At 67.6% G+C, this 24,127-nt stretch carries 21 protein-coding genes; 9 read left to right on the plus strand and 12 right to left on the minus strand.

Annotated elements, in window-relative coordinates:
• Nucleotides 1-28: 28 nt before the first annotated feature.
• The 3 genes from J1C47_RS01885 to coaD form a co-directional block, all read right to left on the minus strand.
• Nucleotides 29-505: a peptidylprolyl isomerase gene (locus J1C47_RS01885; protein ID WP_207349013.1), complete on the minus strand. Its 477-nt coding sequence runs from the start codon at nt 503-505 to the stop codon at nt 29-31.
• Nucleotides 506-666: 161 nt separating this feature from the next.
• The gene (locus J1C47_RS01890; RefSeq protein ID WP_207349084.1) at nt 667-1,260 is read right to left on the minus strand and encodes a peptidylprolyl isomerase; all 594 of its coding nucleotides are present in this window, start codon (nt 1,258-1,260) and stop codon (nt 667-669) included.
• An 81-nt stretch (nt 1,261-1,341) separates the two neighbouring features.
• Nucleotides 1,342-1,860: a pantetheine-phosphate adenylyltransferase gene (gene coaD / locus J1C47_RS01895; protein WP_207349014.1), complete on the minus strand. Its 519-nt coding sequence runs from the start codon at nt 1,858-1,860 to the stop codon at nt 1,342-1,344.
• Nucleotides 1,861-2,071: 211 nt separating this feature from the next.
• Here coaD and J1C47_RS01900 point away from each other — a divergent pair, with 211 nt between their 5' ends.
• Complete coding sequence (locus J1C47_RS01900) at nt 2,072-2,218, plus strand: hypothetical protein (RefSeq protein ID WP_207349015.1); 147 nt, start codon at nt 2,072-2,074, stop codon at nt 2,216-2,218.
• Nucleotides 2,219-2,497: 279 nt separating this feature from the next.
• Here the strand turns inward: J1C47_RS01900 and gyrA are convergent, their stop codons facing one another.
• Nucleotides 2,498-5,287 (minus strand): DNA gyrase subunit A, encoded by a 2,790-nt coding sequence (gyrA, locus tag J1C47_RS01905; protein ID WP_245396311.1) that lies wholly within the window; start codon nt 5,285-5,287, stop codon nt 2,498-2,500.
• Between the two features lie 380 nt (nt 5,288-5,667).
• On the opposite strand from gyrA, the gene J1C47_RS01910 reads away from it, so the two are divergent.
• Nucleotides 5,668-6,318, plus strand: coding sequence for a MarC family protein (locus tag J1C47_RS01910; RefSeq protein WP_207349017.1), 651 nt, complete (start codon nt 5,668-5,670; stop codon nt 6,316-6,318).
• Nucleotides 6,319-6,454: 136 nt separating this feature from the next.
• Nucleotides 6,455-7,447, plus strand: coding sequence for a cation diffusion facilitator family transporter (locus J1C47_RS01915; protein ID WP_207349018.1), 993 nt, complete (start codon nt 6,455-6,457; stop codon nt 7,445-7,447).
• Between the two features lie 97 nt (nt 7,448-7,544).
• On the opposite strand, the gene ssb is transcribed toward J1C47_RS01915, so the two are convergent.
• Nucleotides 7,545-8,054, minus strand: coding sequence for a single-stranded DNA-binding protein (gene ssb, locus J1C47_RS01920; RefSeq protein WP_207349019.1), 510 nt, complete (start codon nt 8,052-8,054; stop codon nt 7,545-7,547).
• Between the two features lie 427 nt (nt 8,055-8,481).
• On the opposite strand from ssb, the gene uvrA reads away from it, so the two are divergent.
• The 3 genes from uvrA to J1C47_RS01935 all read left to right on the plus strand — a co-directional run bounded on the left by uvrA (nt 8,482) and on the right by J1C47_RS01935 (nt 12,092).
• A complete protein-coding gene (gene uvrA / locus J1C47_RS01925; protein ID WP_207349020.1) occupies nt 8,482-11,403 on the plus strand; it encodes an excinuclease ABC subunit UvrA in 2,922 nt (973 codons plus the stop codon).
• A gap of 195 nt (nt 11,404-11,598) precedes the next feature.
• Nucleotides 11,599-11,895: a DUF4258 domain-containing protein gene (locus tag J1C47_RS01930; RefSeq protein WP_207349021.1), complete on the plus strand. Its 297-nt coding sequence runs from the start codon at nt 11,599-11,601 to the stop codon at nt 11,893-11,895.
• Nucleotides 11,892-12,092, plus strand: a complete 201-nt coding sequence (locus J1C47_RS01935; protein WP_207349022.1) for a hypothetical protein — start codon at nt 11,892-11,894, stop codon at nt 12,090-12,092. Before J1C47_RS01930 ends, J1C47_RS01935 begins: the two co-directional genes overlap by 4 nt.
• 233 nt (nt 12,093-12,325) lie before the next feature.
• Here J1C47_RS01935 and J1C47_RS01940 read toward each other — a convergent pair whose 3' ends face one another.
• Nucleotides 12,326-12,472 (minus strand): hypothetical protein, encoded by a 147-nt coding sequence (locus J1C47_RS01940; protein ID WP_207349023.1) that lies wholly within the window; start codon nt 12,470-12,472, stop codon nt 12,326-12,328.
• A 274-nt stretch (nt 12,473-12,746) separates the two neighbouring features.
• Here J1C47_RS01940 and J1C47_RS01945 point away from each other — a divergent pair, with 274 nt between their 5' ends.
• Nucleotides 12,747-13,574 carry a DUF72 domain-containing protein gene (locus tag J1C47_RS01945; protein WP_207349024.1) on the plus strand — a complete coding sequence of 276 codons (828 nt, stop codon included), beginning with the start codon at nt 12,747-12,749 and terminating at the stop codon, nt 13,572-13,574.
• A 174-nt stretch (nt 13,575-13,748) separates the two neighbouring features.
• Here the strand turns inward: J1C47_RS01945 and J1C47_RS01950 are convergent, their stop codons facing one another.
• Both J1C47_RS01950 and J1C47_RS01955 read right to left on the minus strand, forming a co-directional pair.
• Complete coding sequence (locus J1C47_RS01950; RefSeq protein WP_207349025.1) at nt 13,749-16,160, minus strand: hypothetical protein; 2,412 nt, start codon at nt 16,158-16,160, stop codon at nt 13,749-13,751.
• Nucleotides 16,161-16,212: 52 nt separating this feature from the next.
• A complete protein-coding gene (locus J1C47_RS01955; RefSeq protein ID WP_207349026.1) occupies nt 16,213-17,505 on the minus strand; it encodes an adenylosuccinate synthase in 1,293 nt (430 codons plus the stop codon).
• Nucleotides 17,506-17,864: 359 nt separating this feature from the next.
• On the opposite strand from J1C47_RS01955, the gene J1C47_RS01960 reads away from it, so the two are divergent.
• The gene (locus J1C47_RS01960) at nt 17,865-18,764 is read left to right on the plus strand and encodes a DMT family transporter (protein ID WP_207349027.1); all 900 of its coding nucleotides are present in this window, start codon (nt 17,865-17,867) and stop codon (nt 18,762-18,764) included.
• Between the two features lie 435 nt (nt 18,765-19,199).
• Here the strand turns inward: J1C47_RS01960 and rpmE are convergent, their stop codons facing one another.
• Nucleotides 19,200-19,421: a 50S ribosomal protein L31 gene (rpmE, locus tag J1C47_RS01965; RefSeq protein ID WP_207349028.1), complete on the minus strand. Its 222-nt coding sequence runs from the start codon at nt 19,419-19,421 to the stop codon at nt 19,200-19,202.
• A gap of 214 nt (nt 19,422-19,635) precedes the next feature.
• Between rpmE and J1C47_RS01970 the strand changes: the two genes are divergently transcribed.
• Nucleotides 19,636-21,441 carry an ABC transporter transmembrane domain-containing protein gene (locus tag J1C47_RS01970; RefSeq protein ID WP_245396289.1) on the plus strand — a complete coding sequence of 602 codons (1,806 nt, stop codon included), beginning with the start codon at nt 19,636-19,638 and terminating at the stop codon, nt 21,439-21,441.
• A 211-nt stretch (nt 21,442-21,652) separates the two neighbouring features.
• Here J1C47_RS01970 and J1C47_RS01975 read toward each other — a convergent pair whose 3' ends face one another.
• The 3 genes from J1C47_RS01975 to J1C47_RS01985 all read right to left on the minus strand — a co-directional run bounded on the left by J1C47_RS01975 (nt 21,653) and on the right by J1C47_RS01985 (nt 23,978).
• Complete coding sequence (locus J1C47_RS01975; protein WP_207349030.1) at nt 21,653-22,636, minus strand: MBL fold metallo-hydrolase; 984 nt, start codon at nt 22,634-22,636, stop codon at nt 21,653-21,655.
• A 163-nt stretch (nt 22,637-22,799) separates the two neighbouring features.
• Nucleotides 22,800-23,189: a VOC family protein gene (locus J1C47_RS01980; protein ID WP_207349031.1), complete on the minus strand. Its 390-nt coding sequence runs from the start codon at nt 23,187-23,189 to the stop codon at nt 22,800-22,802.
• 108 nt (nt 23,190-23,297) lie between these two features.
• Nucleotides 23,298-23,978 carry a helix-turn-helix transcriptional regulator gene (locus J1C47_RS01985; RefSeq protein WP_207349032.1) on the minus strand — a complete coding sequence of 227 codons (681 nt, stop codon included), beginning with the start codon at nt 23,976-23,978 and terminating at the stop codon, nt 23,298-23,300.
• Between the last annotated feature and the right edge of the window lie 149 nt (nt 23,979-24,127).

Below are 24,127 nucleotides of genomic sequence, written 5' to 3' on the forward strand. Positions count from 1 at the left end.
CGAGACGCGTTGCCGGGCGGGCGAGGCCTCAGCCTTCGAGGTCTGCCGCGACCCGCATGGTCTTGATCTGGTCGGGATCGCGCACCGGCTCGCCGCGCTTGATCTGGTCGACGTTCTCCATGCCCTCGATCACCTCGCCCCAGACCGAATACTGCTTGTTCAGCCAGGGCGCGTCCTCGAAGCAGATGAAGAACTGCGAGTTCGCCGAATTGGGATTGGCCGTCCGCGCCGCCGAGACGGTTCCGCGCTTGTGCGGCGTGTCCGAGAACTCGGCCTTGAGGTCGGGCTTGTCGGAACCGCCGGCGCCGGTGCCGGTCGGATCGCCGGTCTGCGCCATGAAGCCGTCGATAACCCGGTGAAAGACCACGCCGTCGTAAAAGCCTTCACGCGCGAGTTCCTTCACCCGTGCGACGTGGCCCGGAGCGATGTCCGGCCTCAGCTTGATGACGACCGTGCCCTTGCTCGTCTCGAGTATCAGCGTGTCTTCGGGATTTTCGTAAGCCAACGGAGCGCCCTCTCTTTCCGTGAACATGCCGGCCGTTGCCCGGCCGGCGCGTGAACGGGCTGTTTGGGCGCTTTTGGCGCGAGACGCAAGAGCGCGGCCGGGACGCGCCTGCGACAGCTCGTCCCGCTCCGCCGCCTCAGCCAAGGCTCACGCGCGAAAGACTATTTTTGGTCCGCGGCGACCGTGACCGTCAGCATCTTGTCGGGATCGTCCACCGCGCCGTTGGCCTGGGAGTCGCCCTTCTTGATCTTGTCGACCACGTCCATGCCCTTGGTGACGTTGCCGACCACCGTATACTGGCCGTCGAGGAAATGGCCGTCGGCGAGCATGATGAAGAACTGCGAGTTGGCCGAGTTCGGATCCTGGGCGCGGGCCATGCCGACGGTGCCGCGATCGAAGGGCTCCTTGGAGAACTCCGCCTTGAGGTCCGGCAGCTTCGATCCGCCCATGCCGGCGCGGTCCGGGCTGAAGCCGCTCGATCCTTCCTTGCCGAACTCGACGTCGCCCGTCTGGGCCATGAAGCCGTCGATCACCCGGTGAAAGACGACGCCGTCATAGGCGTGGTCGCGGGCGAGCTGCTTGATCCGCTTGACGTGGTTCGGCGCGAGGTCCGGCCGCAGCTTGACGTCGATCTCGCCGTCCTTCGTCATGATCACCAGCGTGTTCTCCGCCTCGGATTTCGGCGATGCGGCATGGGCCGGCATCGACGCGGCGGAGATCGCGGCCGCAAGGCCGAGCATTGCAACGAGTTTCATCATGTCACCCCAAAATCGAAGCCGGCCTGCGCCGAAGCCGGGAACCGGAGCCGCCGCTTCGCCCCCGGTTTTCCGGCAGCGTCACGACCCTTCGGTATCCATGCCCTGGCGCGGCCCGCGTTTCCCCCTGATCGCCGCAGCGACGTGGGCCGGAACGAAACGCGAAACGTCCCCGCCCATTTTGGCGATCTGCCGAACCAATGTGGCGGTAATGGGCCTGGTGTCGGGCGATGCGGGGAAAAACAGCGTCACGACCTGCGGACGCATCGCGCCGTTCATTCCCGCCATCTGCATCTCGTAATCGAGATCGGTGCCGTCCCTGACACCGCGGATCAGCGCGACGGCGCCCGCTGCGTCGGCCGCATCGACCACCAATCCGTCGAAAGAGACGACGCCGACGCGTTCCGGCGCCGCGCTCGCCGCGACGGCCTCGCGGATCATCGCCACCCGCTCCTCGAAGGAAAACAGCGCCTGCTTGCCGGGATGCACGCCGATGCCGACGACCACCTCGTCGAACACCGCCAGCGCCTGGACGAGCACCGACAGGTGGCCGTTCGTCAGGGGATCGAAGGATCCGGGGTAGAAGCCGCGTCTCGGCATGGGCAGACCGCTCCGTTCACGCTGGTTTGACGGGTAGCGACGAAAGTTCATTGGCGCCCCGAGCGCCTCATATACAAATTACTCATGCGGCGCACCGATGATCTGTCGATCGCAGCCCGCCGGATTACGACTTCGTGACGATCGCCTGGCATCGCGATCGGGAACGAAATGCCCCTCCCGGCGGTTTGGGGATCAAAATGGAGATGCGCAGATGCTGATGATCGCCTTGTCGATGACTTTGGTTCTCACCCTCGCGACCGCGACGGCGATCGCCCTCAGCGAAGACCGCGAGGATGCCCGGATCAAGGTTCTCGCGAAGAACCGCGATGGATTCGGCTTCCGCGTGCAGGACCGCTGACCGGACGGGGACGGGGCAGTAAACTGGTCTCACCGGCCGACAAGGCTTTGGCTCACGCAACACATCGCGACCCGTCTCCGGACGACTTGTGCCGCAACGTGCGCCGGCCACAGGCGGATGCATGACCTGAGTGGATGTATGACCGCTGGCTGATTGCTCACCGCCGGCTGCCGTAAATATCCGGGCCGCTGTCCGACATGCCGGCGCGAGCTGAACAAGAGAAGGGCCATCCCGCACAGGCAGGACGGCCCCTTTTTTTCTTTCGCGAATTCGGACGGCTCAATCGTCCGTGTCACCTGGCTCCTGACCATCCGGACCGGCATCTTCCGGTCCCAAATCGATCGACATGTCGGAACCACCCGGCGCAGCGTCCGGACCCGGATCGCCGTCGAGCCCCGCCCCGTCCTCGCTCTCGCCGGCCTCGTCCGCTCCCTGGTCGGGGATGCGCTCGACCGAAACCACCCGCTCGCCGTCGGCCGTCCGGAAGATCGTGACGCCCCCCGTCGCGCGGCCCTTCATGCCGATGCCCTCGATCGGGACGCGGATCACCTGGCCGCGATCGGTGACGAGGAGGAGCTGGTCCTCGCGATCCACCGGGAAGCCGGCGACGAGCCGTCCCAGCTTGTCGAGGCGGTTGGTGTCGGTAGCGCGGATGCCCTTGCCGCCGCGACCGCTTATCCGGAACTCGTAGGAAGACGAGCGCTTGCCGTAGCCGAACTCGCTCACCGTCAGGATGAACTCCTCGGCGGCGCTAAGTTCGCCGTAGCGCTCGGGGGTGATCGCGACGTCCTCGACGCCCTCTTCCTCGACCACCGGCGCGTCGCCGTTGACGTCGCCGGCGGCCTCGCCTTCGACGGCCCGGCGCATCTTCAGATAGGACGCGCGCTCGGCCGGCGTCGCCTCGACGTGACGCAGGATCGCCATCGAGACGACCGTCTCGCCCTTGCCGAGCGAGATGCCGCGCACGCCCACCGAATTGCGCCCGGCGAAGACCCGGACGTCGGTGGTCGAGAAGCGGATGCACTGGCCGGACGAGGCGGTGAGCAGCACGTCGTCGTCCTCGGTGCAGGTGGCGACGGCGAGAATCTCGTCGCCTTCCTCGTCGAGCTTCATGGCGATCTTGCCGTTGCGGTTCACCTGGACGAAGTCCGACAGCTTGTTGCGGCGGACGGTGCCCCGGGTCGTCGCGAACATCACGTTGAGCCGCTCGGCGGCATCCGGATCGCTCGGCAGCGGCAGGATCGAGGTGATGCGCTCGCCCTTTTCCAGCGGCAGGAGGTTGATCATCGCCTTGCCGCGCGACTGCGGCGTCGCCAGCGGCAGCCGCCAGACCTTTTCCTTGTAGACGATGCCGCGCGAGGAGAAGAACAAGACGGCGGTGTGGGTGTTGGCGACGAACAGCCGCGTCACCGAGTCCTCGTCGTTCTTCAGCGACATGCCGGCGCGGCCCTTGCCGCCGCGCCGCTGCGCCCGGTAGGTGCCGAGCGGCACGCGCTTGATGTAGCCGCCGTGGCTGACCGTGACGACCATGTCCTCGCGGGGGATGAGGTCCTCGTCCTCCATGTCCGCGGCGCCTTCGGTCAGCTGCGTGCGGCGCGGGGTGGAGAACTCGTCGCGGATGGCGATGAGCTCGGCCTTGATGATCTCGCGGACCTTGATCCGCGAGGACAGGATTTCGAGATATTCGCGGATCTCGGCGCCGATCTTGTTCAGCTCGTCGCCGATCTCGTCGCGGCCGAGCGCCGTCAGGCGCTGCAGGCGCAGATCGAGGATCGCCCGCGCCTGCGCTTCCGACAGCCGGTAGGTGCCGTCTTCGGTGATGCGGTGGCGCGGGTCGTCGATCAGCCGGATCAGCGGCGCGACGTCCTTGGCCTCCCAGTTGCGCTCCATCAGCCGTTCGCGCGCCGTCGCCGGATCCGGCGCCTCGCGGATCAGCTTGATCACCTCGTCGATGTTGGCGACGGCGATGGCGAGGCCGACCAGGACATGGGCCCGCTCGCGCGCCTTGCGCAGCAGGAACTTGGTGCGCCGGTTCACCACCTCCTCGCGGAAGGCGATGAAAGCCGACAGCATGTCGGGGAGCGTCAGCTGTTCGGGCTTGCCGCCGTTCAGCGCGACGATGTTGGCGCCGAAGGAGGTCTGCAGCGGCGTGAAGCGATAGAGCTGGTTGAGCACCACGTCGGAGGAGGCGTCGCGCTTCAGCTCGACGACCACGCGGTAACCGTCGCGGTCGCTCTCGTCGCGGATGTCGGAGATGCCCTCGATGCGCTTGTCGCGCACCAGCTCGGCCATCTTCTCGATCATCGAGGCCTTGTTCACCTGATAGGGAACCTCGGTGACGATGATCGCCTCGCGCTCGCCGCGCAGCGTCTCGATGTGGACCTTGCCGCGCATCAGGATCGAGCCGCGGCCGGTCGAATAGGCCGACATGATGCCGGCGCGGCCGAGAACCAGCGCGCCGGTCGGGAAGTCCGGCCCGGGAATGATCTCGACGAGTTCCTCGAGCGTGATCTCCGGATTGTCGATCATCGCGACGCAGCCGTCGATCACCTCGCCGAGATTGTGCGGCGGAATGTTCGTCGCCATGCCGACGGCGATGCCGCCCGAGCCGTTGACGAGAAGGTTCGGGAACCGCGCCGGCAGAACGACGGGCTCGTGTTCGCGGCCGTCGTAGTTCTCCTGGAAATCGACGGTTTCCTTGTCGATGTCCTCGAGCAGCGGGTCGGCGATCTTCTGCAGCCGGCACTCGGTGTAGCGCATCGCCGCGGGGGGATCGCCGTCGATCGAGCCGAAATTGCCCTGCCCGTCGATCACCGGCGCGCGCAGCGACCAGTCCTGCGCCATGCGCACCAGCGCGTCGTAGATCGCCGCGTCGCCGTGCGGGTGGTATTTACCCATCACCTCGCCCACGACGCCGGCGGACTTGCGGTAGGACTTGGTGGAGTTCAGCCCCATCTCGTGCATCGCGTAGAGGATGCGCCGGTGCACCGGCTTCAGGCCGTCTCGCACGTCCGGCAGCGCGCGGCTGACGATCACGCTCATGGCGTAATCGAGATAGCTGCGCTGCATTTCCTCGATGATGGAGATGGTATCGATGCCGCTGCCGGGCCCCGCGGGGGGCGGCTGGATCGGCGGGTCGTTTTCGTCTGCCAAGAAGCTGTCCTGATCGGCAAGATTTCCGTGCGTCCGCTATAGCGCGGCGGCCCGGGAAGCGCAAATCTCCGGCCTTCGTCATCCCGTAAAAATTGTCATATGAAACAATGTCTTATGGAGGCGTCCAAAGAAATGGTCGCGCGCAATGTGTCCGCCCCGTGTCTGGCCCTCGCCGGGAGGGATCGGGGGGCGAATCGCCCGCGTCGCGCGGCCGTCGCACCGGGCCGTGCGCGCCGCTTGCTCTCGCGCCGGAAGCTGCTACCGAAGATGACGACAAACGCCGGGATGCAGAGCCGATGTTCGACGTCCTCCTCAACGGGTTCACGACCCTCTTCGTCATCCTCGACCCGCTCGGCCTGGTGCCGCTGTTCCTCGCGCTGACGCCGGGAGCCGGGTCGCAGACGCGCAGCGCCCTCGCCCTGCGCGCCTCGCTCATCGCCTTCGCCATCCTGGCGCTGTTCGGCCTCACCGGCCTCGCGCTGCTCGAGGTACTCGGCATCACCCTCGGCGCCTTCCGTCTCGCCGGCGGCCTGTTCCTCTTCTGGATCGGCTTCGAGCTGGTGTTCGAAAAGCGCACCGAGCGCAAGCAGAAGAGCGCCAGCCAGGCCGTCGGAGACCCGGACGGCGGCGACGTCGCGGCCTTTCCGCTGGCGATCCCGCTGATGGCCGGGCCCGGCGCGATCTCCGCCGTCATCCTCCTCGCCGGCAACCTGCCGGGCCTCGTCGGCAAGGCGGCGCTCCTCGCCGTGATCTTCGCAGCCGTCGCCTCGACCTTCGCATTCCTCGCCGTCGCCCACCGCCTCGACCGGTTTCTCGGCGTCACCAGCCGCGCGGTCATCTCGCGGCTTCTCGGCGTCCTCCTCGCCGCGCTGGCGGTTCAGTTCGCCGCCGACGGCGCCGCGGCGCTGATGCATTCGACCGCCGCCACCGCTCCGGCGGCGGCTTGAGCCGAGGCCTGCGTGCTTTCGCATCACGACATGCCGGCCGGCACGCCCGGCGACGCCGGTCCGCGATGCGCGAAGTGACGCAACGTTTCGCCTGCTGTCGTGTTGTGTTCCGGATTCACCTTGAGGAGAGCAGCGGATGGCGGAAGCCGCACGAGAAGGCGAGAGTTCAAGCAGTTCCGAGGGCAGCAAGGGCGCGGTGATCGCCGCCGCCGGCGCCAATCTCGCCATCGCCGCGACGAAGCTGGTCGCAGCCCTGTTCACCGGCTCCTCCTCGATGCTCGCCGAGGGCATCCATTCGATCATCGACACCGCCAATCAGGGATTCCTGCTGATCGGCCTGAAGAACTCGAAGAAGCCGCCCGACGACAAGCATCCCTTCGGCTACGGCGCCGAGGTGTATTTCTGGTCGTTTCTCGTCGCCATCTTCATCTTCGCCCTCGGCGCCGGATTTTCCGGCTACGAGGGCGTCATGGGCCTGATCTCCGGAGAGAGCGAACTGACCTCGCCGCTCGTCGCGCTCGGCGTCCTGTTCCTCGCCTTCTGCTTCGAGGGCTATTCGTGGTCGGTCGCCTTCCGCGAGTTCCAGCAACGGCGCCGCGGCCGCGGCTTCCTGCGCGACTTTCGCGACATGAAGGACCCCTCGATCTTCGTCGTCCTGTTCGAGGATTCGGCGGCCTGCATCGGCGTGGTCATCGCGGCGATCGGCATCGGCCTGTCCTGGTCGACGGGCATTCACCAGTTCGACGCGATCGGCTCGATCCTGATCGGCGTCCTGCTCGCCCTGGTCGCGATCTTCCTCGCCATCGAGGTCAAGGGACTGCTGATCGGCGAGACGGCCGGGCCGGAAATCGACCGCCTGGTCCGCGACAAGCTGGGAAGCCATGCGGAGATTGCCGCGATCAACGAGCTGCGCACGCTGCATCTCGGGCCGGAGGACGTGCTTCTGACGATCAGCGTCGACTTCAAGGACGACGTCGTGTCCCAGCGGATCGAATCGATCGTCAGCGAGACCGAACACCTCGTCCGCGAAAAATTCCCGATCGTCCGCAAGGTCTATGTCGAGGTGCAATCGCAGACGGGGCACAAGGCGCTCGCCCGGAAGGACGCCGAGGATCATCCCGACACGTGACGGCTGACGACGCCGTCAGGCGTCGACGTGAGGCGGGCGGCGAGATCACGGCGGGCCGTGCCGGCACGCGGCCGGCGCGGCTCGGCTGCCCCGTGCCTCAGAACGGGATTTCGTCGTCGAGATCGTTCGACCGGCCGCCGCCGCCGTAGTCGCCGCGGTCACGGTCGCCGCCGCCATAGCCGCCACCGCGGTCGGATCCGCCGCGCTCGTAGCCGCCGCCACCGCGCGAACCGCCACCGCCGCCCTCGCCATCGCCGCGCGAATCCAGCATCTGCAGATCGCCGCGGAAACGCTGCAGCACGACCTCGGTGGTGTAGCGCTTCTGGCCGGACTGGTCGTCCCAGCTGCGGGTCTGGAGCTGACCCTCGATATAGACCTTCGAGCCCTTCTTCAGGAACTGCTCGGCGACCTTCACGAGGTTCTCGTTGAAGATCACGACATTGTGCCACTCGGTGCGCTCGCGGCGCTCGCCCGACGACTTGTCGCGCCAGTTCTCCGAGGTGGCGATCCTGAGATTTGCCACCGCGTCGCCGGAGTTGAGGCGCCGGATCTCGGGATCGGCCCCGAGATTGCCCACCAGAATGACCTTGTTGACGCTGCCCGCCATGACCGGACTCCCCATCGCTGAATTTGCCGCGACCCTAGACGAGCCGCATTCGGGACGAAAGGCGGAGGGCCGCGCTCATCCCCACCTACCCGAGCCATCCCGTCGGCATCGCCGGGCGCAGCCCACGACCGCAACGGCGCGTCGCCGGCCCACCGTCGCAAGGCGGCCTGCCGAACCATGCGCCGCCGCCGCGGTCGCAGCCGCCGCACTGCCTTGGCCTGTCCCACGAGTTCCGTCGACCCTCGAGCCCGCATGCTCGCGACGGCTTTTCAACTCATGGAATCCGGTTTATAGAACAAAATACGAACATGCAAGGGTTGAGTCGCAGAGCGCGGCATCTTCGGGACGGCGCCTTGGAGTCTGTCGCCGCGAGCCTTAAGTAGTGCCCTGCCCTGCAGACCGAGACGAACGACGGACCGCGGATTTCATGGCCGAATTGAAGACGATCTCCATTCGCGGCGCGCGCGAGCACAATCTGAAGGGCGTCGACCTCGACCTGCCCCGCGACAGGCTGATCGTCATGACGGGGCTTTCCGGCTCCGGCAAGTCTTCGCTCGCCTTCGACACGATCTATGCCGAAGGGCAGCGGCGCTATGTCGAGAGCCTCTCCGCCTATGCCCGGCAGTTCCTCGAGATGATGCAGAAGCCGGACGTCGACCAGATCGACGGCCTGTCGCCGGCGATCTCGATCGAACAGAAGACGACGTCGAAGAATCCGCGCTCGACGGTCGGCACGGTCACCGAGATCTACGACTATCTCCGGCTTCTCTTCGCCCGGGTCGGCGTGCCCTATTCGCCGGCGACCGGCCTGCCGATCGAGAGCCAGACGGTCAGCCAGATGGTCGACCGGGTGCTTGATCTCGAAGAAGGGACGCGGCTCTATCTGCTGGCGCCGATGATCCGCGGCCGCAAGGGCGAGTACCGCAAGGAGCTTGCGGAGCTTCAGAAGAAGGGCTTCCAGCGGGTCAAGATCGACGGCGCGTATCACGAGATCGCCGACGCCCCGGCCCTCGACAAGAAGTACAAGCACGACATCGACGTCGTCGTCGACCGCATCGTGGTGCGGCCGGACATGAAGTCGCGCCTCGCCGATTCGATCGAGACGGCGCTCGGGCTCGCCGACGGTCTCGCCGTCGCCGAGTTCGCCGACCGGCCGCTGCCGAAGGATCGGCTCGCCGATGCCGGCGCCAACCGCAACAAGAACGAGACGCACGAGCGGCTCTTGTTCTCGGAGAAATTCGCCTGCCCGGTCTCCGGCTTCACCATCCCGGAAATCGAGCCGCGGCTGTTTTCCTTCAACAACCCCTTCGGCGCCTGTCCGACCTGCGACGGCCTCGGCTCGCAGCTCGCCGTCGATCCGAAGCTCGTGGTGCCGAACGAGGCGACGACGCTGAAGGCCGGCGCCATCGCGCCCTGGGCGAAGTCCACCTCGCCCTATTACGGCCAGACGCTCGACGGGCTCGGAAAGGTCTACGGCTTCAAGCAGACCGACCGCTGGGCCGAACTGTCGGAAACGGCGCGGTCGGCGATCCTCTACGGCACGGGCAGGGACAAGATCGAGTTCCGCTACCGGGACGGGATCCGCTCCTATGCGACGACGAAGACCTTCGAGGGCGTCGTCAACAATCTCGCGCGCCGCTGGAAGGAGACCGATTCGGCCTTCATGCGCGAGGAGATCGAGCGCTTCATGTCGGCGACGCCCTGCCCGGCCTGCGGCGGCTACCGGCTGAAGCCCGAGGCTCTGGCGGTGAAGATCGCCGGCCGGCACATCGGCGAGGTCACCGAACTTTCGATCCGCCACGCCGCCGAGTGGTTCGAGGCCCTGCCGGCGGCGATGAACGCCAAGCAGAACGAGATCGCCGTCCGCATCCTGAAGGAGATCCGCGAAAGGCTGCGCTTCCTCAACGACGTCGGGCTGGACTATCTGACCCTGTCGCGCTCCTCCGGCACGCTGTCCGGCGGCGAGAGCCAGCGCATCCGCCTCGCCTCGCAGATCGGCTCCGGCCTGACCGGCGTGCTCTACGTGCTCGACGAACCGTCGATCGGCCTGCACCAGCGCGACAACGCCCGCCTGCTCGACACGCTGAAGCACCTGCGCGACATCGGCAACACCGTCATCGTGGTCGAGCATGACGAGGACGCGATCCTGACCGCCGACCACGTCGTCGACATCGGCCCGGCGGCGGGCATCCACGGCGGCGAAGTGATCGCATCCGGGACGCCGGCCGAAATCATGGCGCATCCGAAGTCGCTGACCGGCCGCTATCTCGCCGGCGACCTCGGCGTGCCGGTGCCGGAGACACGGCGCAAGGCGCCGAAGAACAGGCGCCTGAAGGTCGTCGGCGCGCGCGGCAACAACCTCAAAAACGTCACCGCCGAGGTGCCGCTCGGGGTGTTCTCCTGCGTCACCGGCGTCTCGGGCGGCGGCAAGTCGACTTTCCTGATCGAGACGCTGTTCAAGGCCGCCTCACGCCGCATCGCCAACGGCCGCGACATCCCGGCCGAGCACGACCGGATCGAGGGGCTGGAGCTCCTCGACAAGGTCATCGACATCGACCAGTCGCCGATCGGCCGCACGCCGCGCTCCAACCCGGCGACCTATACCGGCGCCTTCACGCCGATCCGCGACTGGTTCGCCGCACTCCCCGAGGCGAAGGCCAGAGGCTACCAGCCGGGCCGTTTCTCCTTCAACGTCAAGGGCGGGCGCTGCGAGGCCTGCCAGGGCGACGGCGTCATCAAGATCGAGATGCACTTCCTGCCGGACGTCTACGTCACCTGCGACGTCTGCAAGGGCAAGCGCTACAACCGCGAAACGCTGGAGGTCACCTTCAAGGAGAAGTCGATCGCCGACGTCCTCGACATGACGGTCGAGGAAGGCGTGTCGTTCTTCGCGGCGGTGCCGGCGGTGCGCGACAAGCTGGTGACGCTGAACGAGGTCGGCCTCGGCTACATCAAGATCGGCCAGCAGGCGACTACGCTGTCGGGCGGCGAGGCGCAGCGGGTGAAGCTCGCCAAGGAACTGTCGCGCAAGGCCACCGGCAAGACGCTCTACATCCTCGACGAGCCGACGACGGGCCTGCATTTCCACGACGTCGCCAAGCTGCTCGAGGTGCTGCACGACCTCGTCGACCGCGGCAACACGGTGGTGGTCATCGAGCACAATCTCGAGGTCATCAAGACCGCCGACTGGCTGATCGATATCGGCCCCGAGGGCGGCGACGGCGGCGGCGAGATCGTCGCCACCGGCACGCCGGAGGAGGTCATCACGGTCGAGCGCTCCTACACGGGTCAGTTCCTGCGCGAGCTTCTGGAGCGACGGCCGCGGCTGAAGCGGGAAGCGGCGGAGTAGATGGCCGAGACCATCGAGCGTGTTCTAGTGGATTGAATTTGACATTTGAGTCCCGATCGGGTGAGGCGTCGTATCAAATGTCAAATTCGAAAAATCCACTATAATCATAAAACTTGGCAAGTGGTCTTTCGATTCCGACATTTGCTGCACGGTCTCCACAAGACGATACCAAATGTCGGAATCGGACCACTAGCATTGCTGGGCCGCGGCGAGGTGGTTTTTTCGGGCCATGCCCTGAACGAGGTCGAAAGCGACGGAATTCTCGTCACGCCTCTTCTCGATGCCATCGACGATTGGCGGGTCGTCGAGGATTATCCGGAGGCGTTCAAAGGTCCGAGCGTACTGGTAAAGACATTCGATGTGGATGGCTGCCCCGTCCATCTTCTTTGGGGCATCCCGAAGGGTCGGGATGGACCCGCCGTTCTGATCACCGGATACAGGCCGGAACCGAGCCGGTGGAGCGATGACTTTCTGAGCAGGAGGCGGCCATGACCCGGCCAAGCGTTCATCTGATTCATGAAGGCGATCTCGCAGCGGAAGTGCTGGTGCAGCTCGAGGACAGCGCGGGCGAGTGGTCGCCGGCGATCTCTCTTCAGGACATGCGAAAGCTCGATCGCGTCCGTCTGGCGCTCAGAACGGGCGACATCGCGACCGCATCGAAGGACGCGCGCCTTTTCCGCCTGATATGACACCGCTGGCTGTCTGATGCCCGGAGATCCCTCTCGCGGCGCGCCAGCGCGGCTGCCCAGACATTGAATTGCGGGCGATGATCCTGACCGACCACATCGTCGGCTGCGGTAGCCGGTCAGAAGTTCTGCTCCGCCCGATGGGAGTTGATCGTCGACGCCGAAATGGCGGAATAACGGCGGCCCGATTGCATCGCAGAAGCGCCAGGGCGCGAACCGGCTGCCACGCCAGCTTCCTAGCGCCGCCGCGCCAAAGCGCGGCTGACGTGTCGCCCACCGGCGATCACCGCGACGAGCACGACCACCGCAACGAGGCAGAGAACCTCCGTCGAGCCGTCCCCGCCATCGGGGGAGAGACCGAACCACTGCTCGATGAAGTCCATGGCTGAGACCCCCACGATCGCCAGACGCCGACCTTCTAGGCGCGTCAAGGCTGCCCGACAAGCATTTCCTGGCAATGACTTGCGGATGTCGTAAGGTTTTCGCCGGCCGGGACGGCGGACGAGCGCAAGGGGGCTGGCCGCCCCGTCCCGTGAGGGTCGGCGGCTGCAAAAATCGCTCGCGGGCGGATCGGCTTTTCGGGCAGACAATGCGGGTGGCGGCGGCGCGGCCGTTCGGAAAGATCGGCCGGCGCAACGAGACCGAAGGACGAGTGTGATGGGTGACTGCGGCGTGATGCGGACCGGGATCGGAGGCTGGACCTTCGACCCGTGGAACGAGACCTTCTATCCGCCCGATCTGCCGAAGAAGCGGCAGCTCGACTATGCCGCCTCGCGGCTGACGACCATCGAGGTCAACGGCACCTTCTACCGCTCCCAGAAGCCGGAGACCTTCGCCGCCTGGGCGGCCGCTGCGCCGGAAGGCTTCGTCTTCTCGCTGAAGGCACCGCGCTTCGCGGTCAACCGCAAAGTCCTCGCCGAAGGCGGCGAATCGATCCAGCGTTTCGTGAATTCCGGCATCGCCGAACTTGGCGACCATCTCGGCCCGATCCTCTGGCAGTTCGCCGCGACGAAGCAGTTCGACCCGGCGGATTTCGGCGCATTCCTGGACCTTCTGCCGAACGCCGTCGGCGGCATGGCGCTGCGCCACGTCGTCGAACCGCGGCACGAGAGTTTCATCGTGCCGGCCTTCGCCGCGCTGTGCAGGGAGAAGGCCGTCGCCATCGCCGTCGCGGACAGTTCGGAGCATCCGCAGATGGCCGACGTCACCACCGACTTCGTCTATCTCAGGCTGCAGCGGGGCGAGGAAAGCATCGGCACCTGCTACGAGGCTTCCGCGCTCGACACCTGGGCCCGCCGCATCGAGGCCTTCGCGGAAGGCCGCGAGCCCGGCGACCTTCGCAAGGCCGACCCTGCCGCCGTCGCCGATAAAGCCCCGCGCGACGTCTTCGCCTATTTCATCCGCGGCGGCAAACCGCGGGCGCCGCACGGCGCGATGGCGCTGATGGAGCGGCTGCGGGCCGACCGCTCCCGCGGGATGAAGTGAGCTTCGCTCATCCTGCCGCTCCATCTTCCCGTTTCCGCATGATCTCTTCCGAAATCCGGTTGCCACTTTTCGAAATCATGTTCCAGGCCGGACGCCGCGACAGAGCTTCGACAGCACGGTTGCCGCCCCGGGCGCCGCCCGGCCTGCCGAAGCACCGCACGACGTCGGAGCCCGTCAGGTCTTCGCCTGCCAGGCCTTCATCGCCTCCTTGAACACCCGGTCGCCCGGAATGCCCTTCTCGACCGAAATCAGGGCCCGTCGGCCCGTCTGGTAGGCGATCGGGATGTCGATCCATTTCTGGTTCTGGAGCAGCGCCAGATTGTTCTGGACCGCCTGGTCGAGATTGTTCAGCGCGATGATGAAGTAGTTGTCGGAGATCTTGCCGGCGACGCCGATCAGCGGCTCGCCGCGCGCCTGCTCCGTCTCCTTCAGCGCAAGACGCTGGACGTTGGCGACGCTGCCGCCGGAAAAGTCCTGCGGTACGTCGAATTCGAGCTCGATGACGTGGCTCGCGGGGAGCGTCGGATCGCTGTTCCGCTTGATCGTCATCGTCAATTTGAGCTTTTCCTCCGGCACGTCGACGACGGCGCGCACGGCCGGTTCGGCGGGCTTGCCGTTGGCCCCGGATTCGTCGACGAGCGACCAGACGACCGTCCCGGTCTCCTGGGTCCCCGGCAGGTCCTCGGTCCGCTCCTGATAGAACACCGCCTTCTGGCCGACGGCGACGTCGCCGCTCGCCTGTGCGGTCTCGTCGGTGCCGGCAGGTGCCGGCGTCGCGCCCGCTTCAGGGGAGTCCGCCGGCGTCTCCGCACCGTCTGCCGGCGCGCCAGCTTCCGGAGAGTTGTCGCCGGGCGCGGCATTCTCCGCGGGTTCGCCGCCGACGACCGACGGGTTCTGGCCGATCTCGCTCGAAATCGTCGGCGTCGCGTCGGCCGGCGGTTCGCTCTGGTCGACATTCGTCGCGGCGGCGACGTTGGTCCCCTCGTCGAAGGCGTTCGGCGCCTTCTTGGCCGGTCCCTCGTCCACCTCGTCTCCGTCCGGCAGGAGACGCTGGGTGAAGCGCCGCGTCGACGTCGATTCCGGCTCGGCCGACGCCGTCTGGGTGGGCGTCTGCGAAGCCGAGCTGTCGTTCTCCTTGGCGGAATTGTCGGTGCCCGAGCCGGAATTCTGCGCGATCGTGCCGATGTCGCCCGGCGCCACCAGCAGCGCCTCGATGTCGTCGCGGTAGATCCAGCCGGCCGTGCCCGCCGCGCCGAGGAGCAGGATCACGGCAGCGGCGGCGGCGATCTTGCCGCCGCGTCCCGACCGGCGCTCCTGGCGTCGCGGCGCGTAGCGCGGCGCGCTGATGTCCGCCTCGGGAATCTCGCCGTCGTCGAGCCGGATGTCGTGCGGAATCCGGCCGTCCTCGCTGCCATAGGCCGCCTCGTCTTCGGGCGTGTCCGGCCGCGGCGAGGGTGCCGCCGGCCCCTGCCGGGCCTCGGGCACGAGGAACGGCGCACCGATCGCCGGCGGCTGGTCGCCGGCGTCGGGCTCCTCCGTGTCGACGGGGAAATAAGGCTGGCCGCCGCGCGCGTCGGCTTCGCCCGGTTGCGGCCCGGCCGGCGCCGGCTGGCCCGCCGCAGCGCCCGGCATGGTCGCGGGCGGCAGCGATGGCCTTGCCGCGCCGGGCTGCTGCTGGGGCCGGGGCTGCGCCGCGCCGCCGCCGTTACCGGCCTGCTGCGGCTTCGGCTGTCCGGCGGCCGCGGGCTTCGGCTGCTGTGGTGAAGGCGCCTGCCCTCCCGGCTGGGGGACATTGCCACCCATGGCCGGAAGGTCGCGCGGGGTCTCGGGCGAGGTGGCGGCGGGCTGCGCCGGCCGCGGCTGGGCCTGCGGGGCGCCGTTGCCGCCCGGCTGCGGCTGCGGCTTTTCAGCCGGCTGTCCCTGAGGCTTTGCCGGCGCCGGGCCGGGCTGTGCCTGACCGTTGCCCTGGCCAGCCCCTTGGCCGGGCCGGGGACCCTGCGGCTGGCCGCCTCCCTGGGGCTGGCCTGGCCCTGCCTGCGGCTTCGCCGCGGCCGCCTGACCGCCCTGCGGCTGCGGTTTCGCCGCCGGCTGTCCTTGAGGCTTGGGCGCCGCCGGCTGCCCCTGGGGCTTGGGTGCCGCCGGGCCGGGCTGTCCCTGACCGTTGCCCTGGCCAGCGCCCTGGCCGGGCCGCGGGCCTTGCGGCTGACCGCCTCCCTGGGCCTGGCCGGGCCCGGGCTGCGGCTTCGCGGCCCCCGGCTGTGCCCCCTGCGGCTGCGGCTTTGCCTGCGGCGCAGTCTGCTGCGGCGCAGCAGGGTTAGCGGCCGGCGGCGTCGGCTGCGCCGCCGCGGGGGCGGCCCCGGCTTCCGCGGATTCCTGTGCGGAATAATGCTCCTCGGTGCGGGAAATGGCGTCCTCGAGCGCGGCGAGCCGTGCCGCAACGACATTTTCGGCCAGCGGCGGATTGGCCGCGCCGATCTGCCGCTGGATGGCGGCCCGTGCCTTTTCGTAGACCTTTTCCCGCATTTGCGGCGTTGCGCGCGGCAGGCCGTCGATGGTCTTGCGAAGAACGCCGCTCAGATCCGCCATGGAATGCAGTCACTCGCTTGTCGTGGTGGATTAAGTCCCTGCGATCCCGACTCTAGTCCTGAAACGGATCGCGAACAAGTATTGTATCCTCGCGTTCCGGCGAGGTCGAAAGCAGTGTCACGGGGGCTGCGACCAGCTCCTCTATGTGTCTGACATACTTGATCGCCTGCGCCGGAAGATCGCTCCAGCTGCGGGCACCGGCGGTCGTCGCCTGCCATCCTTCGAAGCTTTCGTAGACGGGCTTTACCCGCATCTGCTCGGATAGACTTGCCGGAAGATAATCGATCGGCACCCCGTCCAGTTCATATCGGGTGACGACCTTGATCTCCTCAAGTCCATCGAGAACGTCCAGCTTGGTCAGGGCAAGCCCGTCGATGCCGTTGATCGCCACCGCCTGGCGCACCAGCACGGCGTCGAACCAGCCGCAGCGCCGCTTGCGCCCGGTCACCGTGCCGAATTCGTGGCCCTTCTCGCCGAGGAACTGGCCGATCTCGTTCTGCTGCTCGCTCGGGAACGGCCCCTCCCCGACCCGCGTCGTGTAGGCCTTGGTGATGCCGAGCACGAAGCCGAGGCTTCCCGGGCCGAGGCCGGAGCCGGCGGCCGCCTGGCCGGCCACGGTGTTCGACGAGGTCACGAAGGGATAGGTGCCGTGGTCGATGTCGAGCAGCGAGCCCTGCGCGCCCTCGAAGAGGATGCGCGCGCCGGCCTTGCGGCGTTCGTCGAGAAGCCGCCAGACCCGGTCCATGAAGGGCACGATCTCGCCGGCGACCGACGTCAGCTCCTGAAGAATCGCTCCGGCGTCGATCTCGTCCTGGCCGAGGCCGCGGCGCAGCGCGTTGTGATGGGCAAGCAGCCGCTCGATCCGTTCCGGCAGCGCCTCGGGATGCGCGAGGTCCATCACCCGGATCGCCCGCCGGCCGACCTTGTCCTCGTAGGCCGGCCCGATCCCCCGGCCGGTCGTGCCGATCTTGGTGCCGGAACCGGCGTTCTCCCGGGTCGCGTCCAGTACCCGGTGGAGGGACAGGATCAGCGCGGCATTGTCGGCGATGCGAAGGCTCGTCGGGTCGATCGCGACGCCCTGCGCCTGGAGGCGCTTGCGCTCGGCGACGAAGGCATGCGGGTCGAAGACGACGCCGTTGCCGATCACCGACAGCTTGCCGTGCCGCACGACGCCCGAGGGCAGCAGCGACAGTTTGTAGGAGACGCCGTCGACGACGAGGGTGTGGCCGGCATTGTGACCGCCCTGGAAGCGCACGACGACGTCGGCCCGCTCGGACAGCCAGTCGACGATCTTGCCCTTCCCCTCGTCGCCCCACTGCGACCCGATGACGACGACGTTTGCCATGAACTTCCTCGAATGAACCGTTGGCGGCGCAAAGGGCGCCATCCGAAGCACTTTCGGCGGCGGGCTGCCGCGCGAAGGTTGAGATGCGAGACCTTCGTCAAGCTTGACGGCGGGGATTGCCGTTGCGCTGTAACGCGTCGCCCCCCGCCTGTCCACAAAGACGCAGCGCGCGCTCCCGCGGAGCCGACGCCCACCCGGCCTCGGCGCCGAAGGTCTTCGTCGAGCCGCAAGCCCCTCGCCCGCCTCGCGAAAAACCATAAGTCGGTCTGGCCAGCCGGGTGGATCGCCACTAGACCACCACCAGCCGCGACCGTCGCCCGGATGCAACGAGGGGACAGGCGTCGGCGCAAGGGGAAGAAATGCCGCGCAGTCTCGTCCATCCCTATCTCGTTCTGACGACGGTCGCCCTTTTGTGGGCGGGCAACGCGATCGCTGGCAAGCTCGCCGCCGGCCACATCTCGCCGATGCTGCTCACCCTGATCCGGTGGTTCCTCGCGACGGTGCTCGTCGCGCCCTTCGCCCTGCCGCATGTCAGGGCGGACTTTCAGGCGATCCGGGCGCGGCTCGCCTATCTCTTCCTGCTCGGCGTCGTCGGCTTCGCGTCCTTCAACGCGATCTTCTATCTCGCGGCGAACTTCACGACGGCGATCAACATCACCATCGAACAGTCGGCGATGCCGCTGGTGGTCTTCGTCGCCAACTTCTTCCTGTTCCGCACCGCCGTCGCCCGGCTGCAGATCCTCGGCTTCGCCCTCACCCTCGTCGGCGTGCTTCTGACCACCGCGAACGGCGACCTGTCGACGCTGCTCTCCCTCGACCTCAACCGCGGCGACGCGCTGATGGTGCTCGCGGTGCTGTTCTACGGCGGCTACACGGTGGCGCTGCGATTCAAGCCGCAGATCCACTGGCTGTCGATCATCTTCGTGCTGTCGTCCGCGTCGCTGGTCGCCTCCTTCGCCTACGCCGCCATCGAATTCGCCCTCGGCCTGACGCGCCTGCCGGATTTCCAGGGCGGCGCCGCGGCGCTCTACACCGCGATCTTCCCGTCGCTGATCGCCCAGACGCTCTATATCCGCGGCGTCGAGATGATCGGGCCGAACCGGGCGAATCTGTTCATCAATCTCGTGCCGGTGTTCGGAGCGCTGCTCGCCGTGATGATCGTCGGCGAAAAACTGCACCCCTTCCACGTCGTCGCGCTCGTCTGCGTCCTCGGCGGCATCACGCTGGCCGAAAGGGGCGCGAGGCGGCACCGGAACTGAGCTGCAACCGGAGGATCGTTCTGACAGAGCCTTCACATGCGGCGAAGGAGGCGGCGACATCCAAGCCAAAAGCTCATGCCGTCACAGGAAATTCGCCGAACTCTTTGAAACTGCGTCATACGAGATCCGCTCGATCAGAGCGGGGCTCGTATCGAGCCCGCGCGGCGAATGAGCGTCTTTGTTTCCGGCGTCACGACGTGATCTGCCGCAAACCGTATCATTGGCGCAAATGCCTTTGAAATCGAACGTCTTGGCGGCCGGTCGGAGACGGCGTCCAGGTCGCGCGATCGAGCAAAATGCGCAGGCATGGCAGGATGTCGGTTGCGAGGACACATTCGCAGAACCGCGACGACGAAATAAAAAGGGCCGGACGCGTCCCCCGCATCCGGCCCTTCTTCAGATCGATTCCGGCATGTCGCCGGGGGGGTGTCGGGATCAGATGCCGAGGCCTTCGTAGCGCTTCTTGAAGCGCGAGACGCGGCCGCCGCGGTCCATCAGCTGCTGGTTGCCGCCCGTCCAGGCCGGATGGCTGGTCGGATCGATGTCGAGATTGAGCTTGTCGCCCTCGGAACCCCAGGTCGAGCGGGTCTGGTACTCGGTGCCGTTGGTCATCACCACGGTGATGGTGTGATACTCGGGGTGGATCGACTTCTTCATCGCGCTTGGTCCTCGAACGTCATTCGCCAAAACATCCCCGACGCATTGCCAAGCCGGGCCGGTGGCCCCGAAGCCTGTCGCGATGTCGCGGGGATCGGGAAGCTTTGATCGCTTCCAAAATCGGGTTCGAGCCTATACATCAGACGCGGGGCCGGCACAAGGTCCGGGCGGCCATGCCTGCCCGGCTCCTGGTGAATGGACGACGGAGTTTGTTTTGGGCGATGAAAAGACGGCCGGCAACGGACGGAGTTCGACGCGCCGCAACCTGAAGCCGCTGGGCAGCCTCGTTCCCTTTCTCGGACGATACAAGGCGATGGTCGCCGGCGCCTGCTTCTTTCTGGCGCTCGCGGCTGTGACGACCTTGTCGCTGCCGCTGGCGGTGCGGCGGGTCATCGATCACGGCTTCATCGAATCTGACACCGGGCTGATCAACGACTATTTCGGCATGCTGATGGTGCTCGCGGCGGTCCTCGCGATCGCCAGCGCCGGGCGGTATTTCTTCGTCATCACCCTCGGCGAGCGGGTGGTGGCCGATCTGCGCAAGCATGTCTTCGCACATCTCGCGAAGCTCTCGCCGACCTTCTACGACACCGTCGAATCGGGCGAGATCGTCTCCCGCCTCGCCGCCGACACCACCCAGGTGAAGGCCGCCGTCGGGGCGACGGCCTCGGTGTTCCTGCGCAACGCCATCCTGTTTCTCGGCGCGCTCGCCATGATGATCGCGACGAGCCCCGCCTTGTCGCTCATCGTCATCGCCGCCATCCCCTTCATCGTCCTGCCGCTGGTCGCCTTCGGCCGCGGCGTCCGGCGCAAGTCCCGCCACGCCCAGGATACGCTGGCGACGGCGACGGCCTATGCCTCGGAGGCGATCGGGGCGATGCGCACCGTCCAAGCCTTCACCTCCGAACGGGCCGTCACCGGCCGGTTCGGCGCCGCGGTGGACGAGGCCTTCGGCGCCGCGCGGGCATCGATCAAGGCGCGGGCGCTGCTGACCGCCATCGCCATCTTCCTGATCTTCGCCTCGGTGGTCGCCGTCCTGTGGATCGGCGCGTCCCGCGTCACCGCCGGGACGCTGTCGCCCGGCACGCTCAGCCAGTTCCTGCTCTATGCGGTCTTTGCCGCCGGCGCGCTCGGCCAGCTTTCGGAAGTCTGGGGCGAGCTGTCGCTCGCGGCCGGCGCCGCCGAGCGGCTGTCGGAGCTTTTGGAGGAGCGGCCAGTGATAGTCGCGCCGCAAAGCCCCGTCGCCCTGCCGGTTCCCGCTTCCGGCCGCCTTTCCTTCGAAGACGTCTCCTTCGCCTATCCGAGCCGGCCGGACCTTCCGACGCTCAACGGGCTCTCCTTCAGCGTCGAGCCGGGCGAGACGGTGGCGATCGTCGGACCGTCCGGCGCCGGCAAGTCGACGGTCTTCGCGCTGATCGAGCGCTATTACGATCCGGTCTCGGGCCGCATCCTGGTCGACGGAGTCGACCTCACCGCCGCCGATCCGCTGGAGCTGCGCACGCGCATCGCCCTCGTGCCGCAGGACACGGTGATCTTCGCGGCGTCCGCCCGCGACAACATCGCCTTCGGCGATCCGGGCGCCAGCGACGCGGCGATCGCCGCGGCCGCCCGCCAGGCCCTCGCCGAGGGTTTCGTCACCGCCCTGCCCGAAGGCTACCGCACGCTGCTCGGCGAGCGCGGCGTGACGCTCTCCGGCGGCCAGCGCCAGCGCATCGCGATTGCCCGGGCGCTCTTGCGCGACGCGCCGATCCTGCTCCTCGACGAGGCGACCTCGGCGCTCGACGCCGAGAGCGAGGTGCTGGTGCAGCGGGCGCTGGACGAGCTGATGGTCGGACGCACGACGCTGGTCATCGCCCATCGCCTCTCGACCGTATTGAAGGCCGACCGCATCCTCGTCCTCGACCAGGGACGCCTCGTCGAGGAAGGCACGCACCAGAGCCTGATCGCCAAGGGCGGCATCTATGCACGCCTCGCCAGGCTGCAGTTCGAGGCGGGGCGGCTGGACGACGCGGCGGAGTAGGATCGTGTGACGTGTCTGTGGAGGGGCGGGAAGCGCATTCCCCCTCATCCTGAGGTGCGAGCGAAGCGAGCCTCGAAGGGCAAGGGGCACGCGCCCGCCAACTGCGGGAACGCGGCCGAACCCTTGAAGGAAAATTCCCTCGCCCCTCGAGGCTCCCTGTCGCTTCGCTCGGGTCGCAGCTCGGGATGAGGGAATTCTTGCCGCCCTGCCCTCAGCAGCCCTTCACGCAGGCGCCGCTTTCGTCGAAGGTCATCGTCCGGCCGCTCAGCGGCAGGTAGGCGTTTGCCTTCACCGCCTGCATGAAGGCCTCGGTCTTCGAGCCGGGAACGACTTTGCCGCCCTCGGTGGCCTTTTCGTTGGCGTGCGAGGGGATCACCGAGACCGGCTTGACGATCTCGTCGACAACATAGGCGGCTTCCTTCGGCCCGGTCGTGAAGACGTCGCCGATGTTCATGACGACGAGCTTGGCGCCGTACTGCTTCGAGACCACCGTATCCTGCTCGGCGGTGACGCCCGTGTCGCCCGACAGATAGGCGACGAGACCGTTGGAGAAGGTGAGGACGTAACCGGTGGGCGGGCCGACATAGGCGTTGAGACCGGCGGTCTTCAGGTTCTCGCCGAGCGGGCCGGCGACGAAGTCGCCCGACAGGCCGTTCGAATGCACCGCCGGAACGGTGGTGATCGAGACCCCGCCGATCTTGCGCGAGCCGCCGAAGCGCACGAGCTGCGAATCCGCCGGATCGCCGCCGAGGGCCTTCAGCTTGGAGCCGAGGAAGCTCGCCATCTCGCTGCCGACGACGATCTTGGCGCCCTTGCCCGCGGCGATCTCCGCACTGTTGGAGTTCGGCACCGTCGCAACGCTCGTCTCCGGCTGTGCGCAGGTGCCGGCATTCACCGCGGCGATGCGCTGGTCGCCGAGATGATCGCCATGGACATGGCTGACGAGAACGGCGTCGATCCTGCCGAGGCGCGGATCGTCCGCACCGGCGACGGTGCGCCCGGCATCGTAGAGGATGCGCGTCCCGTCGGGATCCTCGAAGACCATCGCCCGGTCGCGCGAGCAGAACTCGCCGTCGTGGCTGCCGAGCGGCGTCACCGAGACGCCGGCGGCTTCAGCGCCCGCGGGCTTCTCCTCCTGTGCCAGAGCGGGCGCGGCGGCTGCGACGATCATGGTCGCGACGAGCGTCTTCATCATGGTGCTGTGTCTCCCGAAATCCGATGCCGGCGGGCCGGCGGCTTACGTATCGGGAACTAGAAGCCTGCCGCGCCAGGCAAGGCGCGGCAGGCCGGATCGCCGGCCCGGGCCGTTCACGTTCGATCACGATCGCGAAGGCGGCGGGCGAAAAGCAGCGCGGCGGTCAGCCCGCATTGCCGTCGCGCGCGAAGACGCGGATGCGGTTGCCGTCGTCGAGGGCGGCGGTGAACGTATAGCCGAAATCCATCGCCACCGGCTCCTGCAGGATGGTCAGCTGCGCGTCCCAGGCCCGCGTGCAGGCGGCGTCCACCGCCGCGCGGCCGCCTTCCACCGACAGCGCGAATTCCGCCGCGCCCGGGCGGGCCCTCGGCTTCGGCTCGACGTCTTCGAGCTTCCACAGCCCGAGCCTGCCGCCGCCGATCATGAACAGCGCGAAGCCGGGCGAGGCGTCGACGGGCGCAAAGCCGAGGAAGCGCTCGAGCTTGCCGGCAGCGCGCAGGACGTCGTCGGTGTAGAGCAGCGTGTAGGGTACGCCTTCGAGATGGTCGGTCATGGGTCCGTTTCCACGATTGGTTCGAAACGGTCCGAGACTTATGCCCGGCCACTGTCAGATTCCGTCAGCAGTGATGACCGCCCCCGGCGATCGGGCCGGCTAGGCCGCTCAAAACCCTTCGCCGCAGTCGCGGTCGAGCTGCCAGTCGGCGAGAAGCAGCCGGTGGCGCCGCCCCATCGGCCGGCCGGCCGGCGCGATCTGCTCGATTCGGTCGAGGCGAAAGTGGCGGAAATCCTGCCTTAGCTCGCACCAGGCCGCGACGACCTCGGCGGTGTCGAAAAAGCCGACGATCACCGGCCAGATCGCCCGCTCGCTGGCGGCACCCTTCTTGTCGGAATAGGCGATGATCAGCGCTTCCTCCTTGCGGATCGCCTCCCGAATCGCGTCCAGCACCCTGGCCGAGCCGGTGGCCGGCGTGCCGACGAGAAGCTGCACGTCGGCCGCCGAACGGCCGTGCGGAAGCACCGCCTCGATCTTGCCGAGCGCCCGCCGCGCATCGTCGCCGAGCCCGCCCGGCAGCCTTCGTTCGACGAGACGCAGGCCGAGCACGACGGCGTCGAGCTCGTCGACGTCGAAGTTCAGCGGCGGCAGCGTCAGCCCCGGGCCCAGCACGTAGCCGAGTCCCGCCTCGCCGGCGATAGGGACGCCTTCGCCCTGCAGCGTCGCGACGTCCCGATAGAGACTGCGCAGGCTGATGCCGAGCTCCGCAGCGAGGTCCGCCCCGGCGACGGGCCGGCGATGGCTGCGCAGGATCTCGACGAGCTTCAGGAGGCGTGAGGAACGGGACATGGACGATCGGCCCATCGACAGCATGACCGCCCCCGCCCGCATCAGGCGGAGCGTGGCGCGACGACCCTCCGATCCTGACGCCTCACTTCACCTCCGGCAAGGTCGCCTCCACGGTGATCGCCGAAAACCAGGCGGCGAGCTGCAACCCG

This window comes from Jiella sonneratiae, assembly GCF_017353515.1.
GTDB classification, from domain to species: domain Bacteria; phylum Pseudomonadota; class Alphaproteobacteria; order Rhizobiales; family Rhizobiaceae; genus Jiella; species Jiella sonneratiae.